General features: G+C 65.2%; 14 protein-coding genes and 1 pseudogene. 5 read left to right on the forward strand and 10 right to left on the reverse strand.

Translation table 11 applies throughout. From position 1 onward, the window contains the following. Positions 1-24: 24 nt before the first annotated feature. The 5 genes from EJ067_RS29435 to EJ067_RS29455 are packed head-to-tail and all read right to left on the reverse strand — an operon-like array spanning position 25 to position 7,606. Positions 25-2,472 carry an FAD-dependent oxidoreductase gene (locus tag EJ067_RS29435; protein ID WP_126088645.1) on the reverse strand — a complete coding sequence of 816 codons (2,448 nt, stop codon included), beginning with the start codon at positions 2,470-2,472 and terminating at the stop codon, positions 25-27. Beyond that, positions 2,469-3,650, reverse strand: coding sequence for a pyridoxal phosphate-dependent aminotransferase (locus EJ067_RS29440; protein ID WP_126088646.1), 1,182 nt, complete (start codon positions 3,648-3,650; stop codon positions 2,469-2,471). The genes EJ067_RS29435 and EJ067_RS29440 overlap by 4 nt, the downstream gene beginning before the upstream one ends. Continuing rightward, positions 3,643-4,548, reverse strand: a complete 906-nt coding sequence (locus tag EJ067_RS29445) for a homocysteine S-methyltransferase family protein (protein ID WP_126088647.1) — start codon at positions 4,546-4,548, stop codon at positions 3,643-3,645. The genes EJ067_RS29440 and EJ067_RS29445 overlap by 8 nt, the downstream gene beginning before the upstream one ends. After that, complete coding sequence (locus tag EJ067_RS29450) at positions 4,545-6,998, reverse strand: FAD-dependent oxidoreductase (RefSeq protein WP_126088648.1); 2,454 nt, start codon at positions 6,996-6,998, stop codon at positions 4,545-4,547. The genes EJ067_RS29445 and EJ067_RS29450 overlap by 4 nt, the downstream gene beginning before the upstream one ends. A gap of 20 nt (positions 6,999-7,018) precedes the next feature. After that, positions 7,019-7,606 carry an XRE family transcriptional regulator gene (locus EJ067_RS29455; protein ID WP_126088649.1) on the reverse strand — a complete coding sequence of 196 codons (588 nt, stop codon included), beginning with the start codon at positions 7,604-7,606 and terminating at the stop codon, positions 7,019-7,021. A gap of 226 nt (positions 7,607-7,832) precedes the next feature. Between EJ067_RS29455 and EJ067_RS29460 the strand changes: the two genes are divergently transcribed. After that, positions 7,833-8,537 carry a nitroreductase gene (locus tag EJ067_RS29460; RefSeq protein WP_126088650.1) on the forward strand — a complete coding sequence of 235 codons (705 nt, stop codon included), beginning with the start codon at positions 7,833-7,835 and terminating at the stop codon, positions 8,535-8,537. Between the two features lie 27 nt (positions 8,538-8,564). On the opposite strand, the gene EJ067_RS29465 is transcribed toward EJ067_RS29460, so the two are convergent. The 5 genes from EJ067_RS29465 to EJ067_RS29485 all read right to left on the reverse strand — a co-directional run bounded on the left by EJ067_RS29465 (position 8,565) and on the right by EJ067_RS29485 (position 15,361). Continuing rightward, complete coding sequence (locus EJ067_RS29465) at positions 8,565-9,770, reverse strand: MFS transporter (protein ID WP_348639550.1); 1,206 nt, start codon at positions 9,768-9,770, stop codon at positions 8,565-8,567. A gap of 453 nt (positions 9,771-10,223) precedes the next feature. Continuing rightward, positions 10,224-10,811: a sarcosine oxidase subunit gamma gene (locus EJ067_RS29470; protein WP_126088651.1), complete on the reverse strand. Its 588-nt coding sequence runs from the start codon at positions 10,809-10,811 to the stop codon at positions 10,224-10,226. After that, the gene (locus tag EJ067_RS29475) at positions 10,804-13,797 is read right to left on the reverse strand and encodes a sarcosine oxidase subunit alpha (RefSeq protein WP_126088652.1); all 2,994 of its coding nucleotides are present in this window, start codon (positions 13,795-13,797) and stop codon (positions 10,804-10,806) included. The genes EJ067_RS29470 and EJ067_RS29475 overlap by 8 nt, the downstream gene beginning before the upstream one ends. Beyond that, positions 13,794-14,087, reverse strand: coding sequence for a sarcosine oxidase subunit delta (locus EJ067_RS29480; RefSeq protein ID WP_126088653.1), 294 nt, complete (start codon positions 14,085-14,087; stop codon positions 13,794-13,796). Before EJ067_RS29480 ends, EJ067_RS29475 begins: the two co-directional genes overlap by 4 nt. Positions 14,088-14,101: 14 nt before the next feature. Next, positions 14,102-15,361: a sarcosine oxidase subunit beta gene (locus tag EJ067_RS29485; protein ID WP_126088654.1), complete on the reverse strand. Its 1,260-nt coding sequence runs from the start codon at positions 15,359-15,361 to the stop codon at positions 14,102-14,104. Between the two features lie 205 nt (positions 15,362-15,566). Here EJ067_RS29485 and EJ067_RS29490 point away from each other — a divergent pair, with 205 nt between their 5' ends. The 4 genes and pseudogenes from EJ067_RS29490 (at position 15,567) to EJ067_RS29505 (ending at position 21,479) form a co-directional block, all read left to right on the forward strand. After that, positions 15,567-18,056 (forward strand): mechanosensitive ion channel family protein, encoded by a 2,490-nt coding sequence (locus tag EJ067_RS29490; protein ID WP_126088655.1) that lies wholly within the window; start codon positions 15,567-15,569, stop codon positions 18,054-18,056. A 159-nt stretch (positions 18,057-18,215) separates the two neighbouring features. After that, on the forward strand, positions 18,216-18,479 hold the full coding sequence (locus EJ067_RS29495; protein WP_126088656.1) for a hypothetical protein: 264 nt from the start codon (positions 18,216-18,218) through the stop codon (positions 18,477-18,479). A 206-nt stretch (positions 18,480-18,685) separates the two neighbouring features. After that, complete coding sequence (locus tag EJ067_RS29500; protein ID WP_126088657.1) at positions 18,686-20,125, forward strand: UbiA family prenyltransferase; 1,440 nt, start codon at positions 18,686-18,688, stop codon at positions 20,123-20,125. Beyond that, a pseudogene (locus tag EJ067_RS29505) lies at positions 20,122-21,479 on the forward strand (FAD-binding oxidoreductase). The gene EJ067_RS29500 and the pseudogene EJ067_RS29505 overlap by 4 nt, the downstream one beginning before the upstream one ends. Positions 21,480-21,583 lie beyond the last annotated feature (104 nt).

Below are 21,583 nucleotides of genomic sequence, written 5' to 3' on the forward strand. Positions count from 1 at the left end.
ACAAGGGGAGAAGGGAAAGCGCCGCTACATCCTCACCCTTTCCGCCTTCGGATCGTACATCGGCTTCAGCGAGGCTTCGGCCGCAAACCGCTCCCCGGCGATCTCGACTTCGTAGGACGAGGCCAGCACATCCGCCTCGCTTTCACCTTGGCACGGCACATAGCCGAGACCGATGGCGCCGCCGAGATGGTGGCCATAGTTGCCCGAGGTGATCGGGCCGACGATCTTGCCGTCGCGCAGGATCGCCTCGTTGTGGAAGAGCAGCGGCTGCGGGTCTTTCAGGCGGAACTGGACCAGCCGGCGGGACAGGCCGGCCTCCTTCTTTCGCAACACGGCATCGCGGCCGATGAAGCCGGCCTTGCTCGTCTTCACTGCGAAGCCGAGGCCGGCTTCCAGCACATTGTCCTCGTCGGTGATGTCGTGGCCGAAATGCCGAAAAGCCTTTTCGATACGGCAGGAATCCAGCGTGTGCAGGCCGCAGAGCTTCAGGTCGACATCGGCGCCGGCATCGGCGATCGCCTCGAAGACGTGCGCCGCCTGCTCGGTCGAGACATAGAGCTCCCAGCCGAGCTCGCCGACATAGGTGACGCGGTGGGCGCGGGCCAGCCCCATGCCGATCTCGATCTCCTGAAAAGTGCCGAACGGGTTGGCCTCGTTGGAGAAGTCGTTCGGGCTGATTTTCTGGATCAGGTTTCGTGACTGCGGACCCATCAAGCAGATGACCGCTTCGGCCGCGGTCACTTCGGTGATGACGACGAACTCGTCGGCGACATGCCGTCTCAGCCAGGCAAGGTCGCGCTGCAAAGTGGCGCCCGGCACGACGAGGAAATAGGCCGTCTCCGAAAGCCGCGTCACGGTGAGGTCGCTCTCGATGCCACCCTTGGCGTTCAGCATCTGCGTGTAGACGATTTTTGCCGGCGCCACGTCCATGTCGTTGGCGCATAGCCGCTGCAGGAAGGCACAGGCATCGCGCCCCTCGACGCGGATCTTGCCGAAGGAGGTCATGTCGAACACGCCGACACCGTTGCGCACGGCGAGATGCTCCTCGCGCTGGTTGTCGAACCAGTTCTGCCGCTTCCAGGAATAGCGGTATTCGCGCTCCTGGCTCTCGCGGGCAAACCAGTTGGCGCGCTCCCACCCGGCGACTTCGCCGAAGACGGCGCCGCGCGCTTTCAGGTGCTCGTGCAGCGGCGAGCGGCGCACGCCGCGCGAGGTCGCCATCTGGCGGTAGGGGAAATGGTCGGCGTAGAGCAGGCCGAGCGTTTCGGAGACGCGTTCCTTAAGGTAGCGGCGGTTCTTCTGAAACGGCTGGGCGCGGCGGATATCGACCTCCCAGAGATCGAAGGGCGCTTCGCCGTCATTGATCCACTGCGCCAGCGCCATGCCGGCGCCGCCGGAAGAGACGATGCCGATCGAATTGTAGCCGGTCGCCATCCAGTAGCCGGCAAGTTCTGGCGCCTCGCCGAGATAGTAGCGGTCGTCCGGCGTGAAACTCTCGGGGCCGTTGAAGAAGGTGTGGATGCCCGCCGTGCCCAGCATCGGCATGCGGTTGACGCCCATTTCCAGGATCGGCTCGAAATGGTCCATGTCCTCGGGCAGCTGGTCGAAGCAGAAATCCTCGCGGATGCCGTCCATGCCCCAGGGTTTCGCCACTGGCTCGAAGGCGCCGAGCATCATCTTGCCGGCATCTTCCTTATAGTAAGCGCACTCGTCCGGCACGCGCAGCACGGGCAAGCGGGTCAGCCCCGGGATCGGCTCAGTGACGAGATAGAAGTGCTCGCAGGCGTGCAGCGGGATGGTGACGCCATTCTGGCGGCCGAGTTCGCGCGCCCACATGCCGGCGCAGTTGACGACGATGTCGGTCTCGATCGTGCCCTGTTCGTCGCCCTGCGCCCAGGAGACGCCGGAGACGCGGCCTCCCTTGGTATGGACCTTGGTCACCTTGACGTTCTCGATGACGGCCGCGCCGCGCTGGCGCGCACCCTTGGCCAGCGCCATGGCGATGTTGGCCGGATCGCACTGGCCGTCGAGCGGCAGGTGCACGGCGCCGACCACGTCCGACACATTGAGATGCGGATACATCTCCTTGACTTCGCTCGGCGAAATTTCGCGCACGTCGACATCGAAGGCGCGGGCCAGCGAGGCCTGCCTATAGATTTCGTGCTTGCGCTCTTCGGTGAGCGCCACCGTGATCGAGCCGACCCGGCGCATGCCGGTGCCGACGCCGGTCTCGGGCTCGAGCTTGACGTAGAGGTCGGCCGAATATTTCGCCAGCCGCGTCATGTTCTGCGAGGCGCGCAGCTGGCCGATCAGGCCGGCCGCGTGCCATGTGGTGCCGCAGGTAAGCTGCTTGCGCTCGAGCAGAACGATGTCGGTCCAGCCGAGCTTTGCCAGGTGATAGGCGACCGAGCAGCCGGAAACGCCGCCGCCGATGATGACGGCGCGGGCTTTGGCGGGAATGGTCTTGGTCATGCGGCCTCGCGGCGGTAGTTGGAGGCGAAGCGGCGCAGGCGAAGCGCTGCCTCTTTAAGAACGGGTTCCGGCTGGCAGAGGCTGACCCGGATGTGGCCGGCGGCGGCCCTGCCAAAGCTCGATCCCGGCATGACGCCGACTTTTTCCTTGTCGAGCAGGCCCCAGGCGAATTTTTCGTCGTCAGGCTCGATCGCCGAGATGTCGAGCATGACATACATGCCGCCCTCCGAGCCGTGCACGGTGACGTCGTTCATGCCGCGTACGGCCTCCAGCATCAGCGTCCGGCGCGCGGCGTAGCGCTCGGCGATTGCCTTCACGCCGTAATGGTTTTCGAGCGCCTCGGCGCAGGCAATCGAGATGAAGGCCGGCAGGCCGTAGGTCGTCACCAGGTTGAGGTCGGTGAGCAGCCTGATCATCTCTTTCGGACCGGTCAGCCAGCCCATGCGCCAGCCGGTCATGCCGTGGCTCTTCGACATGGAATTGATGACCAGCGTGCGCTCGGCCATGCCGGGGAGCGAGCGCGGCGAGATGTGCTCGCCGCCGCCGAGCGTCCAGTAGACCTCGTCGGACAGCAGCCAAAGATCGTGCTCGTTGCAGATTTCGGCCAGTTGCTCGAGCCGTTCGCGCGAATAGACGGCACCCGTCGGGTTGTTCGGCGTGTTGATCAGGATCGCGCGCGTGTTGGACCTGAGCGCCGCGCGGATCATATCGGCATGCGGCTGGAAGCCGTCCTCGGCCGGCGTCTCGACAACGGTGAAGCTGGCGCCGGCGGCGCTGAACGTATTGGGGTAGGTGGCGTAGTAGGGTGCGACGACGATGGCGTGGTCGCCTGGGTCGAGCACGCCTTGCACGGCCGCGTAGAGCGCGCCTTGGCCGCCAGCTGCGGCGATGATCTCGTCGGGTTCCGTCTGCATGCCGGTGCAAGCGGTGGAGGTCGCCGCCATCGCCTTGCGCAGGCGCGGCAGGCCGGGCAGGGGCGTGTAGTGATGGTTGCTGCCGCGAACGGCGTTGACGCAGGCCTCGATCGTTTCCGAAGGCGTGTCGAAATCGTGGTCGCCGACCGACAGCATGATGACATCCTCGCCCGCCTGCTTGCGGGCCCAGGCTGCGGAGTGGACCTCCCAGCCATCCTTGCCCGAGGGTACGATGCCGGTGATGCGCGATGATGGTCTAGGCATGTGGAACTCCGGAAATTTCGTGTCCGCCTCGCACGAGCCGATCGCGCAGGGCGGCGATATGGGCCGGTCCGACCTCGCAGCAGCCGCCGACGATGGCTGCACCGGCCTCGACCCAGCCGACGGCCTGATCGGCATAGGCCGGCGGATCGAGATCGTGGCGTGCGTGCAGCACTTCGACAGTGCCGCCATGCTTGAGCGCCTCGACCGAGGTGAAGCCGTTGGCATAGGCGCCGACCGGTCCACCGAGGGCGATCAACTCGGGCAGCGCTGCGCCGATCGCTTCGGGCCGGCAGCAGTTGAGCAGCCGGGCAGCGACAGGCAGATCGCGGAGCACGCCAGCTGCGGCTGCAATGCTTTCGCCGCTGCGCAGGCGTGGCGTGCCTTGATCGGCCAGTGTCCAAGATACCCATACAGGCTTGCCGCTTTCCGCTGCAGCGGTGACGGCGGCGCGTGCCTCATCGGCGGAAGCCATGGTTTCGCATAGGAACAGATCGACGCCATCGGCCTGCTCGGCAACAATGCGGCGATAGGTGTCGAGCGTCTCCTCGAAGGAGATGGTGAGCTTTGGCGCATAGCTGCCGAACAAAGGCGAGAGACAGCCGGCGATGGCCGCGTCACCGGCTTGCTCGCAAGCTTGCCTGGCAAGTTCAATGCCGCGCGCCTGAAGCGATTTGAACAGCTCTTCCGCGCCCTCGCGAGCCAGCCGCTCGGGCGTCGCCGAATAGGTGTTGATGGTGATGACGCGGGCGCCCGCCTTGATGAACTCCCCGTGCAGGTCGCGCACCAGGTCCGGTTCGTCGATCAGAACCCTCGCCGACCACAAGGGCGTCGGTTCCGATTTGCTGCGGCGGACCAGTTCCTGGCCCATGCCGCCATCGGTGAGAATGACGGACCTCATGCCCGCAACCTCTCATTCTTCGGATCCCACAGCGGCTCGTCTTTCTGCACCACCGCCTTGAAGCGGTCGCCGAAGATCTCGACTTCGACAGCCATGCCCGCTTCGGCGAGATCGGCGCGCAGCATGCCGAGCGCGATCGACTTCTCGACCCGGTGGCCATAGCCGCCCGATGTCGTCTCGCCGACGACCCTGCCGTCATGCCAGAGCGTCGACATATAGGGCGCGTCGCATTCGCCGGGGTTCTCGACGACCAGGGTGACGAAGCGCTTCTTCACGCCCTGCTGCTTCTCGTTGAGCAGTGCAGCCTTGCCGCGGAAGTTTGGCTTGTCCCATTTGACGAAACGCTCCAGCCCGCCCTGCAGGATCGTATAGTCGGTCGAAAGGTCGCCCTTCCAGCCGCGGTAGCCCTTTTCCAGACGCAGGGAATCGAGCGCGTACATGCCGAAGGGCTTCAGCCCGTGCTTCTGGCCGGCGGCCCAGACAGCATCGAACACCGTCGCCGTGTCTGCGACCTTGGTGTGGATCTCCCAGCCGAGCTCGCCGGTGAAGGAGACGCGCACCAGCTTCGACCAGCGTCCGGCGATCGTCGTTTCCTGATGCGTCAGCCACGGAAGCGTCAGGTCGGCGGCGCAGACCTCGGCAAGGATTTTTCGCGAGTTAGGGCCGGCAAGGATTTGTGTTGAATATTCCTCGGTCCGGTCGGTCAGCGTGAAGGCGGCATCCGCCGGCATGCGCGACTTCAGCCATTCGAGATCATGCCACTGGGCTACCGCCGCGGTGATCAGCGTCATCAGGTCTTCGCGGTGGCGCACGACCGACATTTCGGTGACGATGCGGCCCTTGTCGTCGGCGAAGTAGACGAGGCCGATACGGCCGGGCTTTGGCACGAGACCGGTGACCTGCAGCGCCAGCCACTCGGCGGCGCCCGGGCCTTCGAGGTTGAAGCGGGAGAAGCCGGGCAGGTCGAGGATGCCGGCGGCGTCGCGCACGGCCAGGCATTCCTGGCGCACGCTCTGCTGCCACGGCCCGTCGCGGCGGAAGGTGAGCGTCGATTCCTCCGAAATGTTGTCGCCGGGCCCGGCATACCAGGTGGCGCGCTCCCAGCCGTTATAGGCGTCGAACTGGCCGCCCAGCGCCTTGATGCGATCGTGCAGCGGCGACAGCTTGCGGTCGCGCCCTGCCGGCCAGGCGTGGCGCGGGAACTGGATGGCGTATTCGTTGCCGTAGATTTCCATGCCCTTGGCGACGCAATAGTCGGGTGCTGAGGCAAAGGAAGTGAAGCGGCGCGGGTCGCAGGACCACATGTCCCATTCGGTCTGGCCCTCGGTCACCCATTCGGCCAGCACCTTGCCGGCGCCGCCGCCTTGCGCGATGCCGAAGGTGAAGACGCAGGCCTCGAAGGCGTTCGGCACGCCGGGCATCGGCCCGATCAGCGGGTTGCCATCCGGCGCATAGGGGATCGGACCGTTGATCACCTTGGAGAGGCCGGCGGTGCCGAGGATCGGCACGCGGGCAACGGCATCGGCGAGATAATGCTCCAGCCGGTCGAGATCGTCGGGGAAGAGCTGGAAGGAGAAATCCTCCGGCATCGGATCGTTGTGGGTCGCCCAGTGCGCGCGGCAATTGCGCTCATAGGGGCCGAGATTCATCCCGGTCTTTTCCTGGCGCAGGTAATAGGAGGTGTCGACGTCGCGCAGCAGCGGCAGTTTCTTGCCCTGCTCCTTCGTCCAGGCGGCGAGTTCAGGGATCTCCTCGAACAGGATGTATTGATGGCTCATCACCATCATCGGCACTTCGCGGCCGAACATTTTTCCAACCTCGGCGGCACGGTAGCCGGCGGCGTTGATGACGATCTCGCAGCGGATTTCGCCCTGCGGCGTCGCGATCACCCATTCGCCGTTCTCGCGGCGGGCGCCGGTAACCGGGCAGAAGCGGATGATCCTGGCGCCCATGTCGCGAGCGCCCTTGGCCAGCGCCTGTGTCAATTGCGCGGGGTCGATGTCGCCGTCGCTCGGGTCGTAGAGGGCGCCCTTGAGGTCATGCGTCTCGATGAAGGGATAGCGGCGCTTGATCTCGTCGAGGCCGACGACGTCGATGTCCATGCCCTGGTAGCGGCCCATGCCCTTGGCGCGCTGGAACTCCTGCATGCGCTCCTTGGTGTGGGCGAGCCTGAGCGAGCCGGTGACGTGGTAGTTCATCGGATAGTCGACCGCGTCGGCGAGACCGCGGTAGAGCTCGGTCGAGTAGCGCTGCATGTTCATCAGCGACCATGACGAGGAGAAGGTCGGCACGTTGCCGGCCGCGTGCCAGGTCGAGCCGGAGGTCAACTCGTTCTTGTCCAGAAGCACGCAGTCGGTCCAGCCAGCCTTGCAGAGGTGGTAGAGCGAGGAGGCGCCGACGACACCGCCTCCGATGATCACCACGCGCGCCGTGGTCGGCAAACCGGCCATGTTCTCCCTCCAACGTTTATTTAGTACACCGGCGGCGAAACCACCCAGATGACGACCGCCGGCTCGGCGCCTGGATTGCGCCAGCGAAACGGCTTGCCTTCGAAACGGAACGAGTCGCCTTCGCCAAGCCGATGCCAGACGCCGCCGATCTCGATCTCGAACGTGCCGGACGCGACATAGCCGGCTTCCTCCGTCGGGCGGCGCGCTTCGGTCTTCAACTCGGCGCCCGGCGCGAAAACAGAGCGCAGCATCTCGAAGCTACCGCCAAGGTCGGGCGACAGAAGCTCCTCCACGAGGCCCGATTCGCTTGTGCCAAGCGAGCGGCGGCTGCCGCCGCGCACGACCACGCCGCGCTCCTGTTCGACAGGCACGTCATGGCTGAAGAACAGGCTGAGCGGCACGCCGAACAGTTCGGCGAAGGCTCTGAGATCGCCGAGCGAAGGGACTGAAAGGCCGCGCTCGACCTGGCTGACCCAGCCGACGGAGCGGCCGAGCTTGAGCGCGATCTCGCTGAGCGTCAGCCCGCGCGCCTTGCGCAGCGCACGGATGTCGCCGGCCAGCAGCCGCTCGCCATTGTCCTGCTCCGGTCTGACAGCGGTCGAGGTCAATCGTGCCTCATGAAAAAATACGAACAAATTTCATGAGAGGGCAAACTCATGAAAAAATCAAGCGGGTTTTCATGCCTTGCAAGATTTGCTTGCGCGATTTTGACGCTTGATGCAAAGGCTCCCCTACGAACGGAGGGTGGGGCGTCCGATCGGGACCAATCTAGTTTTGTGTCTGCGGATGGTCGTTGCGGAAATCGGGTTCCGGCCATGCCTGAAGGGACGGCCCATGCTGGATAAGAATAGCCGGATCGCGCTCGAAGCTGCGACTGTCGACGAGGCGATCATTTCGCGCCGGTCCGTGCGCGCATTTTTGCCCGACACGGTCGACGATGAGACGATCCGCGCCATCCTGAGGGTGGCGGCGCGGGCGCCGTCCGGCACCAACATGCAGCCCTGGCGGGTCTATGTGACCAAGGGGGAGGTGAAGCAGCGTATCAGCGACGCCATCCTCAAATCGGGCATTCGGGCCGAGAAGGCGGAATGGGACGAGTACCGGTACTACCCCGACCAGTTCTTCGAGCCTTATCTCAGCCGGCGCCGCGCCAACGGTTTCGGTCTGTACGGCGCCATCGGCATCGGCCGGCGCGAGGTCGACAAGATGCGCGCGCAGCACGACCGCAACTTCATCTTCTTCGACGCGCCGGTCGGCATGATCTTCACGGTCGATCGGCGGCTGAACAAGGGGTCGTGGATCGACTACGGCATGTTCCTGCAGAACATCATGGTCGCGGCGCGGGGCAGGGGGCTGCATACCTGTCCGCAGGCGGCCTTCGCGCCCTACCACCGGCAGATCCGCCCGGTGCTCAATATTCCCGATGAGGAGGTCGTCGTCTGCGGCATGGCACTGGGCTATGAGGACAACTCGAAGCCCGAGAATGAATTCCGCACCGACCGCGCGCCGCTCGAAGACTGGGTGACGTTCGCGGAATAACCGCCGGCGCGCACCCAGCCCGATTTGCTAGTCGGTGCTCATATGCGCGCCATGGCCGCTGACATGCGCGCCGTCCTGCGGAGTCAGCCTGAGATAGGCGAGCAGCGCGCAAAGCGTAATCAAGCCTTCGACGATGAACAGGATGCGGTAGTCGTTGACGCTGGCCTGGCCGCCGCCGGCGAGCAGCGACAGCATAGCCGCCGCCAGACCGACGCTGATCGCCACCGCCAATTGCCAGAGGATGTAGTAGAGCGCGCTGAAGCGCGAGAGCTGCTCCGGCGCGATGTCTGAGTAGGCGAGATTGCCGGTCGAGGCCCACTGCACCGAACGGAAGAGGCCGAAGACGAAGATGTAGGCAAGCACGATCCAGGTAGGCATGCTTTCCTGCATCAAGGCAAAACCGGCGACCAGCAAGGCGGCTATCGGCGTATTCGTGACCAGAACGCGCTTGAAGCCGAAGCGGTTCAAGATGCGCGGCATGAAGAAGCGCATCAGCAGCGATCCGATCGCCGCGACGAAGGTCAGCGATCCGGCCTGCACGGCGCTCATGCCGAAGCCGAGCTGGAACATCAGCGGCAGCAGGAAGACAACCGAGCTCAGTCCGATCGTGTCGAGCCCGCCGCCGGTGAGAAAGCTGATGCGGAATGTGCGGATGCGTAAGAGATTGAGGTCGAGCAGCGGATTGCGAGCGCGCAAGCAATAGAAGGCGGCGACAGTGAGGATGGCGATTGCCAGGCCGAGCTCGGCGCCGACAATGCCGGCGGCGGCGTCCTTCGCGGCAAGCGAATCCATGCCGAAGACGAGTAGCGCCATGCCGCTGCCGACTAGCAGGAAGCCTGGAAAGTCGAACGGCGTGCGCACCGGCTTGGTGGTTGTGGGGAACAGCGAGGCCGCGAGCAGCGCGGCGGTCAGCGCGATCGGGATGTTGATGTAGAAGATCCAGCGCCAGGAGACGTAAGTGGTCAGCGCACCGCCGACTAGCGGCCCGACCAGCGGCCCGGACTGGCCGGCAAGCGAGATGTACATATTGATCTTGAGCGTGCGGTCGCGCGGAAAGCTCGACAGGATCACCACCTGGCCGAGCGTGCCCATCAGCGCGCCGCCGAATCCCTGCAGGGCGCGCGAGCCGACCAGCATCCAGATGTTCTCCGAAAGGCCGCAGAGCGCCGAAGCGCCGGCGAAGACCAGCAGCGCAAAGCAATAGACGTTGCGCAGGCCGAAGCGATCGGCCAGCCAGCCGCCGAGCGGTGATCAAAAGGCCGAGCTGGCTGGGCGGCCGAGCGAGGCTTTCGCCGATGCCGGGGAGCGCGGTCACGATGACGTTCTGGTCGAGGCTGGTCATGAACACGCCGCAGGCGACGGTCGCCGGCAGCAGCAGCGACGGCTCACCCGCCGGAGCAAAGCGGGTCGTGGCTGTCGCCGTAGTCTCTGCGGTCATGGGAGGGTGTGGTCGAACTGGTTGCCTGAACGGGCCCCGGCAAGAGCCCATGATCCCCATCTATCGTCTTCGCTGGCCCGGGCCTCAAGCAGCAGTTGTGGCCGTCGATAGTGCCAGGCGACTGGTCCTAAAGCATGATCCCGAACCGAAGGTCAGCGAAAGCAAAAAATGGGAAGCGGTTTTCGGAGAAGATCATGCTCCAACAAAGAGTTGGGTCAGAATGACGATTCGACGAAACGTCATCCTGATCAGTGCACCTCGTAGCCGACTTCCTCGCTGGCGTGGCACAAGGCCTTCCAGAACGAACGCGCGAAGGAGCGAAACACATAGATGTCGAACTGGTCGGCGCCGCTGCGCTGGATCTGGGCAAAGACATCGTGATGGTTGGTCGAGCGACCCGCGCCCAGCGGGAAGGCCGGCAGGGCAAAGTCGATGGCGAAGAATTTCGCCATCACCCATTCCGCCTTCGGCCCGGCGATGCGGATCGCGGTGCGGCCATGCGAGAGGTCGGTGAGCGTGCCCATGTCCGGCGTGACGACGCCGCCGAATCCCGCCGCAAGCCCCTCGGCCTCGTCGACCACGGTGAATTTTCCCGGCGCGAAGCCGAATGCCGCCTTCGCGCCGTTGCTGACGCCGCCGCCGGCGCCATCCGGCAGGGCAAGGCCCGTCACCTTGTATATGCCGGACATCAGCCGCTTCTCTTCACCCGGCCATGCCGCGAGTTGCAGGATCGAGCCCGGCCGCGTCTCGGACAGGATGACGTCGATGCCATGTTCGAAATTGCCGTGCGAGCCTGGGTGATAAACCGGCTCAAGCGGAGATTGACGCTCAACCATGCATGCGGCTCCCGTCCGGATCGTAGAAATGGTTGGAGACGATCTCGACCGGCCCGAACCGATTGCGCAGCGGGTCGGAGACGAAGGCGCGTGTGCCATGGCGCGCCTTGCCGCCGTTGACCAGCGCAAGCGCTATGTATTTGCCGAGCGCCGGCGAATAGCAACAGGCGGTGATATGGCCGATCGAATCGTGCGGATTGGCTTCGTCCAGCTCCTCGACGATATGTCCGCCGCCGTTGAGCGCGCGGTTGTCGAGAGCGATCACGCCGACCAGTTCCAGCCGGTCAGGAGCGATCAGACCTTCGCGATCCATCATGGCGGAACCGATGAAGGGCTTCTTCTTCGACAGCATCCAGTCGAGATGCAGATCGCGCGCGGTCGTGCGGCCGTCGATCTCGGCGCCGGTGACATGACCCTTCTCGATGCGCATGGTGCCCAGCGCCTCGAGCCCGTAGGTGACCAGGCCGAACGGCTTGCCGGCCTCGATGAGCGCTTCCCACACCCTGGTGCCGTGGCCGGCGCCGGAATAGACCTCGAAAGCCATTTCGCCGGAGAAGGACAGGCGGCAGATCATCACCGGCACGCCGGCGATCTCGCCGTGGACGATGCCCATGAAGGGAAGCGCGGCGTTGTCGACGGCCGTGCCGGTGACGCTGGCGGCGAGGATTGCACGCGCCTTCGGGCCGCCGATCGCCGCACCCGCCCATTCGTCGGTGACGGAAGTGACGGTGACCTTCAACTCGTGCCAGATGACGTCGAGGAAATACTCCAGATGCTGCATCACCTTGCCGGCATTGGCGGTGGTGGTGGTCATCAGGAAGTCCTGCTCGCCGAGCCGCCAGGTGGTGCCGTCGTCGAAGGCGAGCCCGTCCTCGCGCAGCATCAGGCCGTAGCGCGCCTTGCCGACCGCGAGCGTCGAGAACATGTTGGTGTAGACTCGGTCGAGGAACTCCGCCGCATCCGGCCCCTGGACGGCGATCTTGCCGAGCGTCGAGACATCGACGATGCCGGCGCTCTCGCGCGTCGCCTTGGCCTCGCGGACATAGGCCTGCTCGACCGTCTCGCCGGCAAGGCCATAGATCATCGGGCGGTACCAGAGGCCGGCCGAATACATCCTCGCGCCATTGGCGAGGTGCCAGTCATGCATCGGCGTCAGCCTTTCGGGCTTGAGATCGCCGAAGCGCTCGGCCGCAAGCGAGCCGATCGACACAGCCGTGTAGGGCGGGCGGAAGCGCGTCGTGCCGACTTCGGGGATAGGCTTGCCGAGCGCCTCGGCCATGATGGCGAGGCCAGGCACGTTCGAGTTCTTGCCCTGGTCGGTCGCCATGCCGAGCGTGGTGTAGCGCTTCAGATGCTCGACCGACACGAAGCCTTCGCGATGCGCGAGGCGCACGTCCTCGGCGGTCACGTCGTGCTGGAAGTCGACGAAGCTCTTGCCCTTGGCCTTGATCTCGAAGACCGGCGCCGGATCAGGGTCGCCAGGGGCCGCCTCGACAGCGGGCAGAGGCGCTGAGGATGCGCTTCCGCCTGCGGCCTGAAGGCCGGCGGCGCGACCCTCGGCAATGGCTTCGGCTGTGGAAAAACTGCCGGTGAAGGCGCCGGCGCCGATCCAGCGCTGCGTCGGCTGCGGCGGCAGGAAGGCCTGCCTCGCCGGATCCCACACAGCTCTCGCGCCTGCCTGGCTGGCGAGATGGATGGTCGGCGACCAGCCGCCCGACATAGCCAGGCAGTCGGCATGAATGCTACGCTCGTCACCGCTGAGTACCCTGCTCGTCAGGTCGAAACGCTGCACCTTGAGACCGGTGAGCGCCTTGCCGCCTTCGGTCGCGACCACGGCATGGCCGGCGAGCAACTCGGCCTCTGCCTCGCTCGCCAGCCTGCTCATCTCGTTCGACACGTCGCTGCGGACATCGATGATGGCGACGACGGCGGCGCCGGCCTTCTTCAGCGCAACGGCCGAGCGATAGGCGCTGTCATTGTTGGTGAACACCGCGATCCGCTCGCCGGGCAGCACGCCATATTCATTGGCGTAGCGCTCGGCCGCGTGCGCCAGCATGACGCCGGGGCGGTCGTTGCCCGGAAACACCAGCGGGCGCTCGAAGGAGCCGGCGGCGAGCACCACCGTCCCGGCGCGGATCGCCCAATAGCGCTGGCGCGGCTCGCCTTTGGCCGAAACCGCTTTGTGGTCGGTCACCCGTTCGAGGGCGGCGAGCGTATTGCCGTCGTAGTAACCCCAGACCGTCGTGCGCGGCAGCAGGCGGACATTGTCATTGCCTTCGAGCTGGCCGACGAGGCGCGCTGCCCAGTCGGCAGCCGGCGCGCCGTCGATCGTCTCGCCCGACCAGTTGGCCGAGCCGCCGAAGCGCGCTTCGAGGTCGGCCAGGATCACGCGGGCGCCCTGGTCGGCCGCCGCCTTCGCCGCCACCAGACCGGCAGGGCCGGACCCCACGACCAGCACGTCGCAGAAGGCGTTCATGCGTTCGTAGCGCGAGGTATCGGGCGCCGTGCCGGCTCTGCCGAGGCCGGCGGCGCGACGGATGAAATGCTCGCAGAACATCCAGAAGCGCGTACCCTTCAGCGGGCCGACCACCGGCCCCATGAAGGTCTTGTAGTAGAAGCCGGCCGACAGGATCTTGCCGCCGAGCTGGTTGAGCGCGCCGATATCCCAGGCGAGCGAAGGCGAGCGGTTCTGGCTGACCGCGACGAGCCCGTCATAGATCTCGACCATGGTGGCCGGGATGTTGGGCTCGCGTACCTCGCCGCGCAACACCGTCACCAGGGCGTTAGGCTCTTCGACGCCGGCGGCGAGCAGGCCGCGCGGGCGGTGGTATTTGAACGAGCGGCCGAACAGCGTGACGCCGCTGGCGAGCAGCGCCGAAGCCAGCGTATCGCCGGCATGGCCTGTATAGGGTGCGCCGTCGAAGGTGAAGCGGATGGTGCGCAGCCGGTCGATGCGGCCGCCGGTCTCGGTACGGCGGGAGCTCACGGCTTGCCCTCCGTCCGGTGCCCTGGGGATTTGTGTCCGCCCCGGGCGAAGGCCGTGCTCAGGATTTCATGGGTCACGGTATTGCGCACGACCCTGAGATGGGCGCGGCAACCGCCGGAATGCTGCCAGATCTCATTGTGGTCGCCAGCCGGGTTCAGCCGGTCGTAGACATAGGCGTTCCAGGCGTCGAAATCCTGCGAGGCAGGCTGCGGCCGCTCGCGGTTGCCGTCGCCCTGGTAGGTGAATTCGATGACGTCGCGCGGGCCGCAATAGGGACAAGTGATCAGCATATTCCTTCCAAACCCTAGTGCAGCCGCGGGGTCGCGCCCTGGCCTTTGTCGTCGATGATCAGGCCGCGATAGAAGCGGTCGAGCGTGAAGGGCGCGTTGAATTCGTGCGGCTCGTCCCTGGCGATCGTCCAGGCGAAGCACCAGCCCGAGGCCGGGGTGGCCTTGAAGCCGCCATAGCACCAGCCGCAATTGAGATACATGCCGGGCAGCGGGCCGGTGGTGATAATGGGCGAGCCGTCCATCGTCATGTCGCAAAGGCCGCCCCAGGAACGCAGCATGCGCACCCGCGCCAGCCCCGGGAACAGCGCCAGCATCTCGCTCATCACCTCGTCGACGATCGGCAGGCTGCCGCGCTGGGCGTAGCTGTTGTAGCCGTCGAGGTCGCCGCCATAGACGAGGCCGCCCTTGTCGGATTGCGAGATGTAGAAGTGGCCCATGCCGAAGGTGAGAACGGTGTCGATGATTGGCTTCAGCGACTCCGTGACGAAGGCCTGCAGAACGTGGCTTTCGATCGGCATATGCGAGATGCCGGCAAGCTGCATCACCTGGCCGGTGCTGCCGGCAACGGCAAGCGCCACTTTCTTGGCGCGGATCTCGCCGCGCGTCGTCGTCACGCCAACGACCTTGTCGCCGTCGCGCAGAAAGCCGCTGACCTCGCAATTCTCGATGATATCGACGCCGCGCCGGTCGGCGCCGCGCGCATAGCCCCAGGCGACGGCGTCGTGACGGGCGGTGCCGGCGCGCGGCTGCATCAGCCCGCCAAGGACGGGGAAACGCGCCGAACCCGAAACGTCCAGCGCGGGCACAAGGCGCTTGATCTCACCGACGCTCATCAGCTCGGCGTCGACGCCGAGATGCCGCATGGCATTGCCGCGCCTTGCATAGTCGTCGAGCTGGGCCGGCGTGTGCGCGAGATTGAGGCAGCCGCGCTGCGAGAACATGACGTTGTAGTTGAGGTCGTGCGAGAGGTTCTCCCACATCTTCATCGAATGCTCGTAGAAGCGGGTGTTCTGCGGCAAAAGGTAGTTGGAGCGCACGGCCGTGGTGTTGCGGCCGACATTGCCCGAGCCCAGCCAGCCTTTTTCGAGCACCGCGACGTTGGTGATGCCATGTTCCTTGGCGAGGTAATAGGCGGTCGAGAGCCCATGGCCGCCGCCGCCGATGACGATCACGTCATAGGACGCCTTGGGATCCGGCTTGCGCCAGGCCGGCTTCCAGTCCTGGTTGCCGGTCAGCGCGTTCTTGAGCAGCGAAAAGGCTGAGTATTCCGCCATTCTTCCTGTCGTCCTGTTGATGCGAGGCGGCAGACTATAGAGCAGGCGAGAAGCGCAAAGCCAAGATTGCGCCATCGCTTTTCGACAGGCCGACTTCGATCCGCGCCGCCGGCCGCGGATGGAGACGGCTTGCCGCCTGATATGCCGGTCTTTATCAAGGACTGAATTTTCGAAGATCTTTCGACCGCGAGTCGCTCGTCACGTCATGATTTTCCGACTGCTACGCCTGATCCTGGTCGTCATTGTCGCCGTCGCGGCGCAGCCGTCGTCCGACGCGATGGCGCAGGCGATCGGCCAGGGCTCCACGCAGCTCATCGCCGACCAGACCAAGGCCATCCAGGACCTGACGGCGAAGACCGACGGCCTGGAGAAGAAGCTAAGCGCGCCCGACCAGGACGATGCCGGCCTTGTCGACATCCGTCTGCAGCTCGAGGAAATTTCGCGCGCGGCGCTGAACAGCGCGCTCGCGTTCCGTTCGCGCCTCAACGACATCAACGCCCGCATCGCGGTACTGGGACCGCCGCCGGCGCAGGGGCAGCCGCCGGAGCCTGCGGTCGTCGCCAATGAGCGCGCGGCGCTCACGGCCGAGAAGGCCGAGATCAATGCCGTGGTCGCCAGCGCGCAGAACCTGTCGATCCGCATCAGCGGGCTGGTCGACAAGATCGCTGTCCAGCGCAGCGAGCTTTTCCGCAGCGTTCTGACGAAACGCTACGAATTGACCGAAGCGCTGAGCCCGCAGGCCTTTTCCGACGCGCACGACCAGTTCACCGGCCTCTACAAGGCGGTGACGTCCTGGCTCACCTTCGCATTGAAGTTCAAGTTCCAGGCCATGCTTGCGGCGACGCTGATGGCGCTGGCGCTGGCGGCGGTGCTTCTGATCGGCGGCAAGCGCCTGTTCGGCCGCATCTTCGAGGCCGATCCTTCGATAGAAGAGCCGTCCTACCTCAGCCGCCTTTCCGTGGCGTTCTGGTCGACGCTGCTGCCGACCGTGGCGCTCGGCGCGTTCCTCGCCTCGACCGTGTTCTTCTTCAACTATTACAATGTGCTGCGCGGCGACATCGGCGAATTCCTCAATGCGCTGCTCGCCGTCGTCGCGGTGGTGTTCTGCGTCAACCGGCTGACCAATGCGGCGCTCGAGCCGCGGGTGCCGAACTGGCGGCTTATTCCAGTCGCAACCGGACCGGCGCGTTGGCTGGTGCGGCTGGCCACCGCCATGGCCGTGGTTCTCGGCTTCAACTACTTCCTGTCTGTCGTCAACGAGAAGATGGGTGCGCCGCTGTCGCTGACGATTGCCAGGAGCTTCGTCGCCACCATCATCGTGGGCGTCATCCTGATCCTGATGGGTCTTCTGAAGCCGTTCAAAGCCCATGATGGGTCCTGGCGTCCCTGGCCGGCCTGGCTTCGCTTCATTGCCATCGGGCTTGGCCTGCTCACCATTGCGGCGGCACTGCTCGGCTATATCGGTCTGGCGCTTTTCGTCTCGATCCAGGTCGTGGTCACCGGCACCACGCTTGTCACCGCCTATATCGGCTTCCTGTCGGCGCGGGCGATCGGCGAGGAGGGTGGCTTCGCCGACACCTCGGTCGGGCGCTGGCTGTCGGCCAATTCCAGCTATGAGGACACCGCGCTCGACCAGCTAGGCCTGGTGGTCAGCATCGCCATCAACCTGATGATCGTGCTGGTGTTCCTGCCGCTGATCCTCCTGATGTGGGGCTTCCAGCCCGGCGATATCGAAACCTGGGCCTTCAAGCTGGCGACGGGCGCCACGATCGGTTCGGTGACGATTTCCGTCCTCGGCATCCTTACCGGCATCGTCGTCTTCGTCATCGGCTATTTCCTGACGCGCTGGTTCCAGGGCTGGCTCGACGGCTCGGTCATGGCGCGCGGCAAGGTCGACACCGGCGTGCGCAACTCGATCCGGCTGGCCGTGGGCTATGCCGGCGTCGCGCTCGCGGCGCTCGTCGGCATATCGGCGGCGGGCATCGATCTTTCCAATCTGGCGCTGGTGGCCGGCGCGCTTTCGCTGGGTATCGGCTTCGGCTTGCAGAATGTGGTCTCGAACTTCGTCTCGGGCCTGATCCTGCTTGCCGAGCGGCCGTTCAAGGTCGGCGACTGGATCGTCGCCGGTGACATCAGCGGCACGGTCAGAAAGATCAGCGTGCGCGCCACCGAGATCGAGACGTTCCAGCGGCAGTCGGTGATCCTGCCGAACTCGAACCTCATCAACAACGCGGTCGGCAACTGGACGCACCGCAACAAGCTCGGCCGTGTCGACATCAAGGTGGGCGTCGCCTATGGCAGCGACGTCAAGCGCGTCCACGCAATCCTGCTCGACATTGCGCGTGCCCATCCGATGGTGCTCAAGAACCCCGAGCCCTTCGTGCTCTTCGCCAATTTCGGGGCGGCCGCGCTCGAATTCGAAATCCGCGTCTTCGTGGCCGACGTGCTGAACGGCAGCATTGTCCAGAACGACATCCGCTTCGCGATCTTCGATATCTTCGAGGGCGAGCATATCGAGATCCCGTCGACGCCGCGCGCCGTGGTCGAGACCACGAAGCATGAATCGTGGCCGATCGACGACGACAAGATCGAAGCCGAGTTCGCCGAACGCGAACGGCTCGAGGCGGAAGCCGCGGCCGAGCAGGCGCGTTTGGCCAAAACCAAGAGAAAAGGCCGCAAGCCCGACCCCGACTAGACTCGATTTGGCGGCCGGCCAAATTCCGCCCGAAGCCGATTGTGGCATGAATGCGGCATTCAGTTGCGGTTCAGGTTACATCTCATATAAGCTCTCACGCAAAGGGCGAGAATGCCTTGCGAAAATGAACAGAGGCGGTGTGGAAACACCGGAATTGCAATGTGGAAGTCTGTCGTTGCCGCCATCGCTTTCCTGGCTCTCGGCGGTTCGGCTTTTGCCGCCAGCGCGGTCAACAAGGACGCCCAGACGCGGACGTTGATCGTCACCGAAGGCGGCGGCAAGACCGAGCTGGCGCTGGCCGCCGGCGAGACGGTGGAATTCTGCCCGAATGGCTGCTTCGTCACCCTGCCCAACGGTGACCTCGAAGCGCTGACCGGTTCGGAAACGGTCGAGATCTCGGGCGGCATCGCCCGTATCAAGTAGGAGCGCCTATAAGCACGATCGGCAAAGGCCCGGGCGGATGTCCGGCCTTTTATCGTTTCCGGTAGCCGCGGCTTAACGATGCCGCCGGAAATACCGTCTGTACAGCGCGTTGCAACCGGACGTTTTAACGTTCGCTCCGCCATCTCCCGTTATATCCGTCGCGAGGGCGCCGAAACACGGCGCGGGGCGAGCAGGGCAAGGCAACAATGGACGCGCGGTCGGACAGGAACGCAATTCCGCTTGCGGTCGACCTCGACGGCACACTGGTTGCAACGGACCTTCTATGGGAAGGCCTGTTCATCCTGCTCAAGAAGAACCCGCTTTACCTCTTTTTCCTGCCGCTTTGGCTGACCGGCGGTCCGGCGCGGCTCAAGCGGGAAATCGCCGCGCGCGTCGACATCGATCCGGCCTCGCTGCCTTATCAGGCCGAATTGCTCGGGCGCCTCCGCGCCGAGCATAAGGAAGGCCGCAGGATCGTGCTGGCTACGGGCACGCCGCGCAAATTCGCCGAGGCGGTCGCGGCGCATCTCGGCATCTTCGACCGCGTGCTGGCGACGGACGGACCGCATGATCTGACTGCCGCCAGGAAGCGCGCCTCGCTGGTCGCCGCCTACGGCGATGGCGGCTTCGACTATGCCGGCAACAGCCGGCACGATCTCAAAGTCTTCGACGTCGCGCGCAACGCCATCGTCGTCGCGCCGGACCGCAGCGCCCGGCGCTGGCAGGCGGCGCATGGCGCCGAGACGATGCCGGCGCCGAAGCGGACGCTGAGGACCTACGTCAAGATGCTGAGGGTCCATCAGTGGCTGAAGAATTCGCTGATCGCTGTGCCGATGGTGCTGTCGCATGAGTATTTCAACGTCGGCATGATCTGGCAGTGCGTTCTGGCCTTCGTGTCCTTCAGCGCCGTCGCCTCCGCCATCTACATCGTCAACGACTTCTTCGACCTTGCGCTGGACCGTAAGCACCCGACCAAGCGTAACCGGCCCTTCGCCAGCGGTGTGCTATCGATCCCGTTCGGCCTCGGCGCCGTCGCCGTGCTGCTTGCCATCGGCATCGCCATCGGCTGCCCGCTGCCGATCCAATTCCTCGGCGCGCTCGGCGGCTACATGGTCGTGACCACTGCCTATTCGTTGTCCTTCAAGCGCATGCTGCTGATCGACGTGCTGACCCTCGCCGGCCTTTACACGATCCGCGTGCTGGCGGGCGCGGCGGCCACCGGCGTCGACGTCTCGTTCTGGCTGCTCGCCTTCTCGATCTTCTTCTTCCTGTCGCTTGCGCTGGTGAAGCGTTTCGTCGAACTGCGCACGACCGCCATCGCGGCCGGCGAGCGCATCGCCGGCCGCGGCTACCGCACCGAGGACCAGGAGATCGTCGCCCAGGCGGGCATGGCCTCGGCCTTCTCCTCGGCGCTGGTGCTGGCGCTCTACATGGACAGTGTGGCGGTGCGCGAGCTTTATCCGCATCCGTGGCTGATGTGGCCTCTGGCGCCGATCGTGCTTTATCTCACCATGCGGGTCTGGATCCTCGCGCGGCGCGACGAGATGCACGACGATCCGGTCGTCTTCATCATCCGCGACTGGCGCAGCCAGATCGTGGTCGCCATCGGCGCGGTGCTTCTGGTCGCGGGAGGCTGGGGCTGGTGACGGCGGGCGGCGAACGCTTCGGCAGCTTCGGGCTGGCGACGCCTCCGGCGCGCCATTCCATCCCCGCCGACGATGCCATCACGCTGTTGAAGAGCGGCGCGGCCAAGCCTGGTTCGCTCATCGGCTACGGCAATGGCCGCTCCTATGGCGACAGCTGCCAGAACGACGCCGGCACGGTCGCCGACATGCGGCCGCTCAACCGCATCCGCGCTTTCAACGCCGAGACGGGCGCGATCGAGGCCGATGCCGGGGTGCTGCTTTGCGACATCATCGCCCATGCCGCGCCTTACGGTTTCTTTCCGGCCGTGGTTCCGGGAACGCAGTTCGTCACGCTCGGTGGCGCCATCGCCAACGATGTCCACGGCAAGAACCACCACCGGCGCGGCACTTTCGGGTGTCATGTCGAATTCTTGACCCTGCTGCGGTCCGACGGCCGGATCTATCGCTGCTCCGATTCCGACAACGCCCATCTGTTCAGGGCGACGATCGGCGGCATGGGGCTCACCGGATTGATCCTGTCGGCGTCGATCCGGCTGATGCCTGTGCCCTCGCTCGACATCGTCGAGAAGGCGACCCGGTTTCGTGACCTCGGCGAATTCTTCGACCTTGCGGATGCCGCCGACAAGGCCAATGAATATGCCGTCGCCTGGATCGATCAGCTTGCCGGCGGCCACGAGCGCGGGCGGGGCCTTTTGTTCACCGGCAACCATGCCGAGCACGGCTCGCATGCCGCCACACGGGCAGGCAGCCGGCTCTCGGTGCCCGTGCGGCCTCCCTTCAACGTGCTCAACCGCCCGTTCCTGACCGTCTTCAACGCTGCCTATCGGTGGAAGAAGGGCCGCTCGCCTGATGCGCGCCGGGCGGGCTACCAGGGCTTCTTCTTTCCACTCGACGGCATTCGCGACTGGAACCGGCTCTATGGGCCGCGCGGGCTTTTCCAACACCAGAGCGTGGTGCCTGAGACCGCCGCGCGGCGCGCCGTGCCGACCCTGCTCGAAGCGGCGCGGCGGGCAGGCCAAGGCTCGTTTCTCACGGTGCTGAAGCGGTTTGGCGACGTCCGTTCGCCCGCGTTGCTGTCGTTCCCGCGGCCCGGCTACACGTTGACGCTCGATTTCCCCAACAAAGGCGAAATGACGCTGAGCCTCCTCGCCGAGCTGGACTGCATCACGGTCGAGGCCGGTGGCGCCGTCAATCCCTACAAGGATGCGCGCATGGGCCCCGAAACCTTCGCGGCGTCCTTCCCGGAATGGCAGCGGCTGGAGGCGCTTCGCGATCCCGCCTTCCTATCGAGTTTCTGGGCGCGGACAGCGAAAAACTGGATGTTGGACGAGGTGCGGCCGAGGCGGCGGAATAGGTCGAATTTGAGTAAGTCTTGGTAAATAGAACGTTAATTTCGGGGTTTACTCAAAATAGACATGTGATTTCACGAAATATTTGCGGGTTTGTAGTAGGACCGCT

The organism is Mesorhizobium sp. M1D.F.Ca.ET.043.01.1.1, from assembly GCF_003952385.1.
In the GTDB taxonomy this organism is placed as follows: Bacteria; Pseudomonadota; Alphaproteobacteria; order Rhizobiales; family Rhizobiaceae; genus Mesorhizobium.